General features: G+C 71.3%; 11 protein-coding genes and 1 pseudogene. 6 read left to right on the top strand and 6 right to left on the bottom strand.

Translation table 11 applies throughout. The features are described 5' to 3' along the window. Nucleotides 1-57: 57 nt before the first annotated feature. The 5 genes and pseudogenes from ACIRQ9_RS19715 to ACIRQ9_RS19695 all read right to left on the bottom strand — a co-directional run. Entirely contained in the window at nucleotides 58-981 is a 924-nt protein-coding gene (locus tag ACIRQ9_RS19715) for a LysR family transcriptional regulator (protein WP_404174627.1), read from the bottom strand. A gap of 93 nt (nucleotides 982-1,074) precedes the next feature. After that, complete coding sequence (locus ACIRQ9_RS19710) at nucleotides 1,075-2,778, bottom strand: NAD-dependent malic enzyme (RefSeq protein ID WP_404174624.1); 1,704 nt, start codon at nucleotides 2,776-2,778, stop codon at nucleotides 1,075-1,077. A gap of 195 nt (nucleotides 2,779-2,973) precedes the next feature. Beyond that, entirely contained in the window at nucleotides 2,974-3,693 is a 720-nt protein-coding gene (locus ACIRQ9_RS19705; protein ID WP_404174621.1) for a LuxR C-terminal-related transcriptional regulator, read from the bottom strand. Nucleotides 3,694-3,803: 110 nt separating this feature from the next. Then, nucleotides 3,804-4,499, bottom strand: coding sequence for a glycerophosphodiester phosphodiesterase (locus ACIRQ9_RS19700; protein ID WP_404174618.1), 696 nt, complete (start codon nucleotides 4,497-4,499; stop codon nucleotides 3,804-3,806). Nucleotides 4,500-4,532: 33 nt separating this feature from the next. Further along, nucleotides 4,533-5,701 (bottom strand): annotated as a pseudogene (locus tag ACIRQ9_RS19695) (adenosine deaminase); the annotation flags it as partial. A gap of 68 nt (nucleotides 5,702-5,769) precedes the next feature. Here ACIRQ9_RS19695 and ACIRQ9_RS19690 point away from each other — a divergent pair. Next, complete coding sequence (locus ACIRQ9_RS19690; protein ID WP_404174615.1) at nucleotides 5,770-6,477, top strand: DUF4190 domain-containing protein; 708 nt, start codon at nucleotides 5,770-5,772, stop codon at nucleotides 6,475-6,477. 477 nt (nucleotides 6,478-6,954) lie between these two features. Here ACIRQ9_RS19690 and ACIRQ9_RS19685 read toward each other — a convergent pair whose 3' ends face one another. Further along, entirely contained in the window at nucleotides 6,955-7,527 is a 573-nt protein-coding gene (locus ACIRQ9_RS19685; RefSeq protein ID WP_404174612.1) for an NADAR family protein, read from the bottom strand. A gap of 209 nt (nucleotides 7,528-7,736) precedes the next feature. On the opposite strand from ACIRQ9_RS19685, the gene ACIRQ9_RS19680 reads away from it, so the two are divergent. From ACIRQ9_RS19680 to ACIRQ9_RS19660, 5 genes are read left to right on the top strand one after another with little or no spacing between them, the layout of a single operon-like run. Then, entirely contained in the window at nucleotides 7,737-9,272 is a 1,536-nt protein-coding gene (locus ACIRQ9_RS19680; protein ID WP_404174609.1) for a gamma-aminobutyraldehyde dehydrogenase, read from the top strand. A 52-nt stretch (nucleotides 9,273-9,324) separates the two neighbouring features. Further along, the gene (locus tag ACIRQ9_RS19675; RefSeq protein ID WP_404174606.1) at nucleotides 9,325-10,560 is read left to right on the top strand and encodes a PotD/PotF family extracellular solute-binding protein; all 1,236 of its coding nucleotides are present in this window, start codon (nucleotides 9,325-9,327) and stop codon (nucleotides 10,558-10,560) included. A 7-nt stretch (nucleotides 10,561-10,567) separates the two neighbouring features. Beyond that, complete coding sequence (locus ACIRQ9_RS19670) at nucleotides 10,568-11,734, top strand: ABC transporter ATP-binding protein (protein WP_404174603.1); 1,167 nt, start codon at nucleotides 10,568-10,570, stop codon at nucleotides 11,732-11,734. Beyond that, a complete protein-coding gene (locus ACIRQ9_RS19665) occupies nucleotides 11,734-12,666 on the top strand; it encodes an ABC transporter permease (protein WP_404174600.1) in 933 nt (310 codons plus the stop codon). The genes ACIRQ9_RS19670 and ACIRQ9_RS19665 overlap by 1 nt, the downstream gene beginning before the upstream one ends. Then, on the top strand, nucleotides 12,667-13,467 hold the full coding sequence (locus tag ACIRQ9_RS19660; RefSeq protein ID WP_404174597.1) for an ABC transporter permease: 801 nt from the start codon (nucleotides 12,667-12,669) through the stop codon (nucleotides 13,465-13,467). The last annotated feature ends 9 nt before the right edge of the window (nucleotides 13,468-13,476 follow it).

Here is a 13,476-nt window from a genome sequence, read left to right as displayed (position 1 = left end):
GACAGCACAACACGGTTTCGTTATTAGTGCAACCGTGTTGTGTTAAGTGCGGTGCGGTCAGGCCGGCTGTGGGGCTCCGTCCGTCCCGGCCGTCGCGCGCAGGGCGTGGTCGAGGAAGCGCCGGGCCGCCGGAGGCAGCGTGCGGGCGGTGCGCCGGGCCACGCCGATGTCCCGGGCGGCCCGCACGTCGGTGAGCCCGACGTAGCGGACGGGCAGGTCCGGGCCGGCCTCGTGGGCCGCGGTGACCTCCGGCGCGGCCGGCATCAGGGAGACGCCGAGACCGGCGGCCACCAGCCCGCGCAGCGTCTCCACCTCCTCGCCCTCGAAGCCCACCAGCGGGCTGAACCCGGCCTGGTGGCACAGGGTCTCGGTGACGCTGCGCAGCCCGTAACCCGGCTTGAGCACGATGAACTGCTCGCCGGCCACCTCGGCCAGCCGCACCCGCCGCCGCTGCGCGAGCCGGTGCCGGGCGGGGACGGCCAGCCAGAGCGGTTCGACCAGGAGCCGCCGCCAGGTGATCAGCGGATGGCCGGGGTCCTTGCCGGTGATGATCAGGTCGGCGGTCGCGTCCAGCAGGTGCTGGGCGAGGCCGTTCTCGTCGGCCTGGTGCAGTTCGAAGCGGACGGCGGCGAAACGCTGCCGGAAGCCGGTGACCAGCCGGGGCACCAGCCAGGTGCCCAGGGTGTGCAGGAAGGCCAGCGAGACCACGCCCGTGTCGGGGTCGACCATCTCGGCCACCGCCCGGCGCCCGCGGTCGTAACCGTCCAGCACGGTGTCGACGTACTCCTTGAACACCCGCCCGGCCGGGGTGGGCCGCAGGACCCGGCCGACCCGCTGGAGGAGTTCGGCGCCGACCTCGCTCTCCAGCCGGTTCAGGGCCCGGGAGAGCGCGGGCTGGGTGAGGTGCGCCGCGGCCGCGGCCTCGGTGACGGTCGCGCCCTCGGCCACGGCCCGGAAGGAGCGCAGTACCTGGAGATCCATGGATTCATTCTCCCGCCGCATGGAGCAGGCCGGACGCAGGCCGTGGCGGCATGGGAGCGGCGCCCGCGGGCGGGAGGCGGGCCGGGCGGCCCCTCAGACGGCCTTGATCGGCGGGTACACCGGCTGCCAGATCGCGGCCCGCACCCGCTCCTCGACGGAGTCGTCCACCGGCACCCGCGCCACCCCGTCGGCGGCGGCCGCGCGGGCCACCGCGACCGCCACGGACACCGACGTCTCCCGCAGCCGGTCGGTCAGCGGCAGGATCGGCGCGCCGGGTCCGGTGGCGTCGGTCTGCCCGGCGACGGCGTGCGCGGCGGCGGTCAGCATGCCGTCGGTGACCCGGGTGGCCCGGACGACGATCGCGCCGAGCCCGAGGCCCGGGAAGATCAGCGCGTTGTTGGCCTGCCCGATCTCGTACCGGACCCCGTCCTGGTCGACCGGGCGGAACGGGCTGCCGGTGGCGATCAGCGCGCGGCCGTCCGTCCACGCCAGCAGGTCGGCCGGGACGGCCTCGGCGAGGTCCGTCGGGTTGGACATCGGCAGGACGATCGGACGGTCGGTGTGGGCGGCCATCGTGCGGACGATGTCCTCGGTGAAGGAGCCGCCCTGGCCGGAGGTGCCGATCAGGACCGTCGGCCGCACCCGCTCGACGACCTCGGCGAGCGCGATGCCGCCGACCTTCTCGTCCCGCCGCCAGTCGGCGACCTCGGCGGCGGGCCGCGCGTAGGGGACCTGGAAGTCGCGCAGTCCGTCCTGGTCGTCGGTGAGCAGGCCGTGGCGGTCCACGGCGAAGACGCGCGCGGTGGCCTCCTCGGCGGTCAGCCCGTCGGCGACCATGGCGTCCCGCAACTGGTCGGCGATGCCGATCCCGGCGGTGCCCGCGCCGAAGATCACCGCGCGGTGGTCGCGCAGCGCGATCCCGCTGGCCTTCACCCCGGAGAGCACGGCCGCGAGGTTGACGGCGCCGGTGCCCTGGACGTCGTCGTTGAAGGTGAACTCGTGCGGGCGGTAACGCTCCAGGATCCGGCGGGCGTTGGCGGCGCCGAAGTCCTCCCAGTGCAGCAGGGCGTCGGGGAAGAGGCGGCGCGCGGTGGTGACGTAGGCGTCGATGAACGCGTCGTACGTCTCCCGGTCCACCCGCGGGTGCCGGTTGCCCAGGTAGAGCGGGTTCTCCAGGAGTTCCCGGCGGTTGGTGCCGACGTCCAGCATGACGGCCAGGGTGCGGTTCGGGTCGATGCCCGCGGCGGCGGTGTAGACGGCGAGCTTGCCCACCGAGATGTCGATGCCGCCCACGCCCCAGTCGCCGATGCCGAGGATCGCCTCGCCGTCCGTGGCGACGATCAGGTCGACGTCCTCGGGGCCCATACCGGTGGCGGTGAGGGCTCCTTCGATGTCCTCCGGCGCGTCCACCGACAGGTACACGCCGGCCGGGCGCCGGTACTCGTTGCTGTAGCGCTGGATCGCCCGGCCCACGGTCGGGGTGTAGACGATGGGCAGCATCTCGTCGAGGTGGTCACCGAGCAGGCGGTAGAAGAGCACCTCGTTGCGGTCGTGCAGCGCGGTGAGGTTGACGTTCTTCGCGAGGTCGGTCGGCTGGGCCTGGTACTGCTGGTACGCCCGCTCGGCCTGCTGCTCCAGGGTCAGCACCGCCGACGGCACCAGACCCACCAGGCCCAGTGACCGCCGTTCCTCCCGCGTGAAGGCGGTGCCTCGGTTGAGGCGGGGCTGGGAGAGCACGGCGCGGCCGCGTGCGGTGGTCTCGACGTGCCCTTCCGCGGCGTTCCACTGGGTCCTCATGATCGGCTCCTTGTCGGCTTTCCGCGTCGCTTCCAGAGTGCTGCCGGTGTGCGTTCGGGGCGCCTCGGAGAGCCCGCACCTCCGGGGAACGCTCTCCGGAAGCCTCGCAGGCGGCCATGCATGCGTCCAATGCCTGACAAAGAGGTTGCCCATGCGTGTGGTGCATGGATGGAGGCAGGGGTGTCGCGGCCCGCGTCACGCGGCCGGGCGGATCAGGCCCGTCTCGTAGGCGAAGGTCACCGCCTGGACGCGGGCGCGGGCACCGATCTTCGCGAGGACGTTGCTGACGTGGGTCTTCACGGTGGTCGGTGCGATGGACAGCCACTGGGCGATCTCGGCGTTGGACCAGCCGGAGGCCACGGCGACCAGAACGTCGCGCTCGCGTCCGGTGAGCGCGCCGAGCCCGGCGACGCGGGGGAGGGGGCGGACGGTGTGCTGCTCGCGGACGGCGTCGATGAGCGCACGGGTCGGGCCGGGCGGGATGACGGCCTCCCCGGCGGCCACCACCCGGATCGCCGCGGTCAGTTCGGCAGGATCGGCGTCGTCGAGGAGGAAGCCGCCGGCGCCCGCGCGCAGCGCTGCCCAGGCCTCCGCCTCCTGTCCGGCCGGGGTCAGCACCAGGATCCGGGGGACATGGGTCTCCTCGGCGGCGGGGAATCCGGGGACGCGGGGCGTCCGGGGAGCCGGGTGGGTCAGGTGCCGGATGGTCCCGGTACCGGCCGCACCGGACAGCCGGCCGTCCATCAGCACGACGTCGGGGCGGAGTTCGGCGCTCGCGCGGATCGCTTCGTCCCCGTCCGTCGCCTCCCCGGCGACCGTCAGGCCGGGCTCGGCGGTGAGCAGCATGCGCAGGGCGAGGCGTTGCAGGGACTGGCCGTTGACGACGAGTACGGAGACCGTGCCTGTCTTCTCCATGCGAGGTCCGTTCCGTGAACGAAACTGTTTCGTTCAGATGCTACGCCTGGATCGGCCGGCCCGGCAGAGGGGGGCTTCCGTCCGGCCCGCCCTCTGCCCCGTACGGCCGGTCAGCCCTCGGCGGACCGTCGGCGGAGCGCGTCGAGCACGTCCACCCGGTTCGTCGTGACGGAGTCGACGCCCATGTCCAGCAGGCGGCGCATCGCGCGGCGGGTGTCCGGGGTCCAGCACGAGACCAGGTGACCGCCGTGGTGGACGTGCTCGATGAGGTCGTGGTCGAGCAGGGTGAAGCGGAAGTTGAGGAAACGGGGGCGGATCACGTCCAGGAGCGCCGGGCGCACGGGCGCCGACGTCGTGCGGGTCAGGGCGATCTCGGCCGCCCCGTCCGCCGCCCGCACCGCCAGCATCGCGGCCGCGTCCCCCGTGTAGTAGACGCGCTCCGCCGCACCGCACTCCCGGGCCACGGCGACGATCCGCGCCACCGCCCGCTCGCTCGGACCGCCGGGCAGGTCGATCATCACGCGGCTGTCAGCCGTCGCGGCCAGCGCCTCGGCGAGCGTCGGCACGCCGCCGTCCGTGAGACCGCGCACCTCCTCCGCGGAGAGCGCGGACAGCGGCCGGTCGACCGCCCAGAGGCGTTTGAGGGTCGCGTCGTGCAGGAGGACCGGGACGCCGTCCCGGGTCAGCCGTACGTCGATCTCCACCGCGTCCGCGCCGTGCTGGAGCGCGGAACGCAGGGAGGCCGACGTGTTCTCACGGATGCGATAGGGGTCGCCGCGGTGGGCCACGGCGGTCACGGTCTGCATGGGCCCATGCTCTCAGGGGCCCGCGGCGGTTCCTCAGGGGGCGAGCCATGCCTTCGTGTACGCGTCGATCTCGGCGGAGATCCTGGCCTTGCCGGCCAGATCCAGGAAGGACGCCTCCACCGCGTTCTTGGCGAGGTCGGCGACGCCGCGTTCGTCGAGGCCGAGGAGGCGGGCGGCGACGGCGTACTCGTTGTTCAGGTCGGTGCCGAACATCGGCGGGTCGTCGGAGTTGACCGTGACCAGCACGCCCGCGTCCACGAACGTCCTGATCGGGTGCTCGTCGAAAGTGCGGACGGCGCGGGTGGCGATGTTGGAGGTCGGGCACACCTCCAGCGCGATGCGCCGGTCGGCGAGGTGGTCGAGGAGCTTCGGGTCCTGCGCGGAGCTGGTGCCGTGCCCGATGCGCTCGGCGTGCAGGTCGACGAGGGCGTCCCAGACCGTCTGCGGGCCGGTGGTCTCACCGGCGTGCGGGACGGAGTGCAGGCCGGCCGCCACCGCCCGGTCGAAGTACGGCTTGAACTGCGGCCGGGGCACGCCGATCTCGGGGCCGCCGAGACCGAAGGAGACCAGGCCCTCCGGGCGGAGCCGGTCGTCGGTCGCGAGCCGGACCGTCTCCTCGGCGGCCTCGAGGCCCGCCTCGCCGGGGATGTCGAAGCACCACCGCAGCACCGTCCCGAACTCGGTCTCCGCCGCTCTGCGGGCGTCCTCGATGGCGTCCATGAAGGCCCGCGCGTCGATCCCGCGGCGGGTGGAGGAGAACGGGGTGATGGTCAGCTCGGCGTAGCGCACCTGCTGGCGGGCGAGTTCGCGGGCGACCTCGTAGGTGAGCAGCCGGACGTCCTCGGGCGTACGGATGAGGTCGACGACCGAGAGATAGACGTCGATGAAGTGCGCGAAGTCCGTGAAGGTGAAGTAGTCGGCCAGGGCCTCGGGGTCGCTGGGCACCTTGGAGTCGGGGTGCCGGGCGGCCAGTTCGGACACGATCCGGGGAGAGGCGGAGCCGACGTGGTGGACGTGCAGTTCGGCCTTGGGCAGCCCGGCGATGAAGGCGTGCACATCGCGGAGGGCGGGGTCGGTGCGGTGGTCGGTCAAGGGTTCCTCCCCGGAACGGCGCGAGGGTGCCTCGGGCGGTGTTCACGGCCGTGAGCTGCGCCTCCGCGCGGTGATCGGCTGATCGGTGATTCCGGGCCATCGTAGGCCGGACCGGCGTCGGCGCGGGACGGGCCTTAGCATGACGGCGGCACGCGTGCAGGAGAGGGGACATCGCGAGATGGCTGACGAGGCGCCGGACGGTGCGAGGATACGGCTGGACAAGACCGCGGACACGGCGGAGGGGGCGGCGCCGGCGCCGGTGCGGCCGTCGGTCCACGACCAGCAGACCGTCGCCGCGCTGCCGGGCCCGCAGGACCGGGTGCCTCCCCAGGACTGGGCGAACCCGTACGGGGCTCCGCCGGACGCGGCGCCGGCCGAGCCTTTCGCGGCGCCCGGCACCTGGCCCGCGCCGACCCCTCCCGCTCCGCCGGTGCCGATGTATCCGCAGGGCGCGGCCGTGCCTCCGCCGCCGCTGGCGCCGGGCGGGCCGGGACCGGTTCCCTACGGCTACCCGGGCGCACCGGGGCCGGGACCTGGTCCGGGTCCTGGTCCCGCCTACGGCTACCCGGGACAGCCGTATCCGCCGTACCCCGGCGGCCCTGGCGGGTACGGCGGCTGGCCCGGCATGCAGCCGATGCCCAACAACGGTCTGGGCACGGGGAGTCTCGTCACCGGGATCATCAGTGTCGTCGGGTTCTGCGCGTGGCCGGTCGCGCTGGTGATGGGGGTGCTGGCCATCGTCTTCGGCTCGATCGGCCGCGCCCGGGTCCGGCGCGGGGAGGCCACCAACGGAGGCCAGGCCCTGGCGGGGATCATCTGCGGCTCGGTGGGGCTCCTCCTCGCCGTGGCCTTCATCGCGGCGCTGGTGGTGGCGAGCACGCGTTAGCGAGTCTCCCGGTGGCCGTGGTCGCAAGGCGCGGGTGAGCGGGGCAGGCCTCACCCCCGCGCCCGAGCCGCTGGCGGATGGGGCCCCGCGCCGCTTCGGCCTGACCCCCTTTCCATGCGTGCCGCGTTCCCGGCCCCCCGCCGGAGGGTGCCGGACGGGAATCCCGCCCCCTATCCGCCGCGCCCCGCGCCTCCGCCAGTGGGGAACGTCGGCCTACCGCGCGCTGCGGACCCGTCTCCCGCCGGAGGGGATTCCCGCCCCCCGTCGGACGGGAATCCCGCAGACGCGCGCCCCCTCGCCGGGCGGGAATCCCGCCGACACGCGCCCCGCCCCCCGTCGCACGGAATCCCGCCGACGCGCGCCATCCGCCAGGCGGAATCCCCCCGACGCGCGCCCCCCGTCGGACGGGAATCCCACAGACGCGCGCCCCCCCGCCGGGCGGGAATCCCGCCGACACACGCCCCGCCCCCCTTACCTCTACGCCTCCGCCCCCGCGGACCCCCGCAGCCGCTCCCTCGCCTCCATCAGAGCGAAGCCCAGCAGGTTCAGGCCCTTCCAGCGGGACGGGTCCGTGGCTGCCTCGTCGGTCGCCGCCAGGCCGATGCCCCAGACCCGGTCCATCGGGCTCGCCTCCACCAGTACGCGGTCGCCGGTCGCGAGCAGGAACGCCCGCAGGTCCGGGTCGGCGGCGAACTTGTGCACGCTGCCCTCGGTGACGATCCCGAAGCGCTCCTGCTGCCATGTCGCCTCGTCGAAGTTCCTGACCAGCCGGCCCGCCTTCTTCGCGGCCGCGGGATGCCCGGCCGCCACGATCCGGCGCTCCGCCTCCGCGTCCCCGAACAGCCGGGCCTTTCCTGCCATCATCCAGTGCTCGGCGGTCGCGTACTCCACACCGTCGACCACGAAGGGTGACGGCCACCACTGGCTCAGGCAGCTCGCCGAGAGCTGCCCGTCGTGCCTCGGCCGGTGTCCCCAGAAGTGCAGGTACGTGATCCCGGCCCCTGCCCGGATCGCCCTGATCAGGGCTTCCGCGGAATCGATCTTCACCATGCACGGCAGTCTGGCAGGCACCACTGACACTCCGTCCCGCCTTTTCCTCCTTGACTCGACAGGTGGTCGACAGATTCCGTCGCGTAACCAAAAGGCAACAACGGAATCACTTGTTGGACTCCCACTGCTCTGTCAGGATCGGCAGTCAAATCGAGCTGGAGCTACGCCACCCGCCTCTCGGGACGGGGTGACGGCGGAGGAGAAGCGACATGGACAAGCCGGGCACCGCCACCCCGGAGACCTTCCCCGCGCAGGAGCGGCTCGCGGGCGGCGCGCAGTTCATCGCGGGCCGGTTCCGCAAGGGCACCTCGGGCCGTACCCACGCCGTCGTCGACCCGGCCACCGGCGCGGAGGTCTACACCTACGAGCTGGCCGGGACGGACGACGTCGACCGGGCCGTGGCCGCCGCGCGGGACGCGTTCCCCGGCTGGTCCGGAGTGACCCCCGGCGAGCGGTCGGACGCGCTGCACCGGTTCGCCGCCGTGCTCGCCGACCGCGCGGAGGAGTTCGCCCGCGCCGAGTCGCTCCAGTGCGGCAAGCCGCTCAAGCTGTCGCGCGAGTTCGACGTGCCGGGGACCATCGACAACACCGCGTTCTTCGCGGGTGCCGCCCGGCACCTGCAGGGCCAGGCGGCGGGTGAGTACTCCGGCGACCACACCTCGTACGTCCGCCGCGAGGCGATCGGCGTCGTCGGGTCGATCGCGCCCTGGAACTACCCGCTCCAGATGGCCGCGTGGAAGATCCTCCCGGCGATCGCGGCCGGCAACACGATCGTGCTGAAGCCGGCCGAGCTGACGCCGCTGACCTCGCTGCTCTTCGCCGAGGCGGCCACCCTCGCCGGCATCCCCGACGGTGTCGTCAACATCGTCACCGGGACCGGGCGGGAGGCCGGTGAACACCTCGTCGGGCACCCCGACGTCGCCATGACCTCCTTCACCGGCTCCACCGGCGTCGGAAAGCGGGTCGCCGAGGTCGCCACCGCGACCGTCAAGCGGCTCCACCTGGAACTCGGCGGCAAGGCGCCGTTCGTCGTCTTCGACGACGCCGATCTGGAGGCGGCCGCGAACGGCGCCGTCGCCGGGGCGCTCATCAACACCGGGCAGGACTGCACCGCCGCCACCCGCGCCTACGTGCAGCGGCCGCTGTACGACGCCTTCGTCGAGCGGACGGCCGCCCTGATGGAGACCGTGCGGCTGGGCGACCCGTTCGCCCCGGGCACCGACCTCGGACCGCTGATCTCGCACGCCCAGCGGGACCGGGTCGCCGGCTTCGTGGAGCGGGCGCGCGGCTACGCGCGCGTGGTCACCGGTGGCGAGGCGCCGCAGGGCGAGCTGAAGGGCGGCGCCTACTACCGGCCCACGCTGATCGCCGACGCGCCGCAGGACAGCGAGGTCGTCCAGTCCGAGATCTTCGGTCCGGTGCTGGTCGTTCTGCCGTTCGACAGTGATGATGAGGGCATCCGGCTGGCCAACGACACCCCGTACGGCCTTGCCTCCTCCGCGTGGACCGGCAGCGTCTACCGCGCGAACCGCGCCACCCGCGAGATCAAGGCGGGGTGTGTGTGGGTCAACGACCACATTCCGATCATCAGCGAGATGCCGCACGGCGGCTACAAGGCGTCCGGCTTCGGCAAGGACATGTCGGTGTACTCGTTCGAGGAGTACACCCAGGTCAAGCACGTAATGTTCGACAACACTGCGGTGGCCAGGAAGGACTGGCACCGCACGATCTTCGGGGACCGATAGTCATACCTGCGGCCGCTCATCACGGCCCTCTTCCCGAAAGGGCATCCAGCGCATGAGGCAGTACGAGCCCGACCGCCCTTCGCCGGTCGAAGTGGCCGCCATCCGGCGCAGCCTCCGCAGCGGCAGGGCCGCCCTGGCCCGCCGGTCGTTCCTGGGCGGTGCGCTCGCGGTCGGCGGCGTCGGGGCACTGAGCGCCTGCGGCATCCCCGCGGCGGGCAAGTCCCAGGGCGGCGTCTCCGCCGACGACCACTCGGCCGCGGAGAAGGTGGTCAACTTCTCCAACTGGCCCGAGTACATCGACGTCGACGACAGCGGGAAGACCCACCCGACCCTCGACGCCTTCCGCAAGCGGACCGGCATCACGGTGAAGTACACCGAGGACATCAACGACAACGACGAGTTCTTCGGCAAGATCCAGCCGCAGCTCGCCGCGGGCCAGGACACCGGACGCGACCTGATCGTCCTCACCGACTGGCTGGCCGCCCGCATGATCCGGCTCGGCTACGTCCAGAAGCTGGACGCGTCCCACCTCCCGCACGCCTTCGCCAACCTGACCGACCAGTTCCGCAGTCCCGACTGGGACCCGGGCCGCGCCTACTCCTACCCCTGGCAGGGCATCTCGACCGTCGTCGCCTTCAACAAGAAGGCCCTGGACGGCGTCGAGGTGAAGTCGGTCTCCGACCTGCTCGACAACCCCGCGCTCAAGGGCCGGGTCGGGCTGCTCACCGAGATGCGGGACACCGTCGGCATGACCATGCTCGACATGGGCATCGACCCGGCGAAGTTCACCGACGACAACTACGACGCGGTGATCGCCCGCCTCCAGAAGGCCGTCGACAAGGGGCAGATCCGCCGGTTCACCGGCAACGACTACACCTCGGACCTCAGCAAGGGCGACCTGGCCGCCTGCGTCGCCTGGGGCGGAGACGTCGTACAGCTCCAGGCCGACAACCCGGACGTCGCGTACGTCATCCCGGACAGCGGCTACATGACGTCGACCGACAACCTGATGATTCCCAACAAGGCGCGCCACAAGACGAACGCCGAGCGGCTCATCGACTTCTACTACGAACCCGAGCCGGCCGCCGAACTCTCCGCCTACGTCAACTACGTCAGTCCGGTCGCGGACGTGCAGCCGTACCTCGCCAAGATCGACAAGTCGGCGGCCGCCAACCCGCTGATCGTTCCCGACAAGGCCATGCAGGCCAGGTCCCACGCCTTCCGAGCCCTCAGCTCGAAGGAAGAGACGGCCTACCAGCAGAAGTTCGCGAAGCTCACAGGGGCGTGACGACACCATGACGACGACAGACAGCAGCGGCGACGTCCGCCTCACCGGTATCGGCAAGACCTACGACAACGGCTTCACCGCCGTGAAGCCGATGGACCTGACCGTGCCCCAGGGTTCCTTCTTCGCCCTGCTCGGAGCCTCCGGCTGCGGCAAGACGACCACCCTGCGCATGATCGCGGGCCTGGAGGAGCCGACCAGCGGCACCGTGCACCTCGGCGACCAGGACGTGACCCGTCTGCCGCCGTACAAGCGGCCGGTGAACACGGTCTTCCAGTCCTACGCCCTCTTCCCGCACCTCGACATCTTCGAGAACGTCGCCTTCGGCCTGCGCCGGCGCGGCATCAAGAGCGTGAAGAAGCAGGTCGAGGAGATGCTGGAGCTGGTCCAGCTCGGCGAGCAGGCGCGCAAGAAACCGCACCAGCTCTCCGGCGGCCAGCAGCAGCGGGTCGCGGTGGCCCGGGCGCTGATCAACCACCCCAAGGTGCTGCTCCTCGACGAGCCGCTCGGCGCCCTCGACCTCAAGCTGCGCCGCCAGATGCAGCTGGAGCTCAAGCGGATCCAGACCGAGGTCGGCATCACCTTCGTCCACGTCACGCACGACCAGGAGGAGGCCATGACCATGGCCGACACGGTCGCCGTGATGAACGCGGGACGCGTGGAGCAGCTCGGCTCGCCCACCGACCTGTACGAGAACCCGAACACCACCTTCGTCGCCAACTTCCTCGGCACCTCGAACCTGATCGAGGCCGAGGTGGACACCAGGAACGGCGGCGACCTCGTGCTGAAGGCGGGCGGCGGCAAGCTCGTCCTGCCCGAGGCGCGATGTTCGGCGCCGACCACGACGGGCGGCAAGGTGCTGGTCGGCATCCGGCCCGAGAAGATCTCCCTCACCCACGCCGACGACGCCGGGTCCATCCCGGAGGGACGCAACCGGATCACCGGCAAGATCGCCGACGCCAGCTTCATCGGTGTCTCCACGCAGTACGTCATCGACAGCGCGGTCTGCCCGGAGTTCGCGGTGTACGTGCAGAACGTCGACCGCGACGGCCGGCTCGTCCCGGGCGCCGACGTGGTCCTGCACTGGAGCCCGGCGCACACGTTCGGTCTCGACGCCGCCCAGTCCCCGCTTGCCGGGACGACGGGCTCCGCCGGCACCGAGGAGGAAGCCGCCTGATGGCCACACTCTCCGAGGCGCCGCCGCCGCTGGCGCCCGCCGAACCCGAGACGTCGAAGCCGCCGCGCAGACGCGGCCGCTTCACGCCGTACTGGCTGCTGCTGCCCGGCCTGCTCTGGCTGGTGATCTTCTTCGCGCTGCCGATGATCTACCAGGCGTCCACGTCCGTCCAGACGGGTTCCCTGGAAGAGGGCTACAAGGTCACCTGGCACTTCGCGACCTACTGGAACGCGCTGAGCGAGTACTGGCCGCAGTTCCTGCGGTCCGTCTTCTACGCGGCCGGGGCCACCGTGCTCTGCCTGCTGCTCGGCTACCCGCTGGCGTACCTGATCGCCTTCCGGGCGGGCCGCTGGCGGAACCTGATCATGATCCTGGTGATCGCGCCGTTCTTCACCAGCTTCCTGATCCGCACCCTGGCCTGGAAGACGATCCTCGCCGACAACGGCCCGGTCGTGCACGCGCTGAACTCGCTGCACGTCCTGAGCGTCACCGACTTCCTCGGCTGGACGGCCGGCGACCGGGTCCTCGCCACACCGCTGGCCGTCGTCTGCGGTCTGACGTACAACTTCCTGCCGTTCATGATCCTGCCGCTCTACACCTCGCTGGAGCGGATCGACGGACGGCTGCACGAGGCCGCCGGCGACCTGTACGCGAAGCCCTGGACGACCTTCCGCAAGGTCACCTTCCCGCTGTCGATGCCGGGCGTGGTCTCCGGCACGCTGCTGACCTTCATCCCGGCGGCCGGTGACTACGTCAACGCCGAACTCCTCGGCTCCACCGACACCCGCATGATCGGAAACGTCATCCAGACGCAGTTCCTGCGGATCCTCGACTATCCGACGGCGGCCGCGCTCTCCTTCATCCTCATGGCCGCGATCCTGTTCATGGTCACGATCTACATTCGCCGGTCCGGGACGGAGGATCTGGTCTAAATGCCTCTCGTCAACTGGTTCAAGAAGCGTCTCGTCGTCATCGCGGGACTGCTCACCCTCGGATATCTGCTGCTTCCGAACGTCATTGTCACGGTGTTCTCCTTCAACAAGCCGAAGGGGCGCTTCAACTACGAATGGCAGCAGTTCTCGCTCGACGCCTGGAAGCAGCCGTGCGGCGTGGCCGACATGTGCGGCTCGCTCTCCCTCAGCCTCCAGATCGCCGTCTGGGCGACCATCGGCGCCACGCTCCTCGGCACGATGATCGCCTTCGCGCTGGTCCGCTACCGGTTCCGCGCCCGCGGCGCAGTGAACTCGCTGATCTTCCTGCCGATGGCGATGCCCGAGGTCGTCATGGCGGCCTCGCTGCTCACCCTCTTCCTGAACATGGGCGCCCAGCTGGGCTTCTACACCATCCTGATCGCCCACATCATGTTCTGCCTCAGCTTCGTCGTCACCGCGGTCAAGGCGCGCGTGATGTCGATGGACCCGCGCCTGGAGGAGGCGGCCCGGGACCTGTACGCGGGTCCCGTCCAGACCTTCGTCAGGGTCACCCTCCCCATCGCGGCCCCGGGAATCGCGGCGGGCGCGCTGCTCTCCTTCGCGCTCTCCTTCGACGATTTCATCATCACCAATTTCAACGCGGGCTCCACCGTCACCTTCCCCATGTTCGTCTGGGGTTCGGCGCAGCGCGGCACGCCCGTCCAGATCAACGTCATCGGTACGGCCATGTTCCTGGTCGCGGTACTGCTCGTGCTGGTATCGATGCTCATCACCAACCGCCGTACCAGGCAAAAGGCATAAGGCACCGAC

Source organism: Streptomyces sp. NPDC101237 (assembly GCF_044767465.1).
GTDB classification, from domain to species: Bacteria; Actinomycetota; Actinomycetes; order Streptomycetales; family Streptomycetaceae; genus Streptomyces; species Streptomyces gramineus.
Note: the sequence above shows the minus strand (reverse complement) of the source record. Positions and strands in the feature narration are given on the sequence as shown.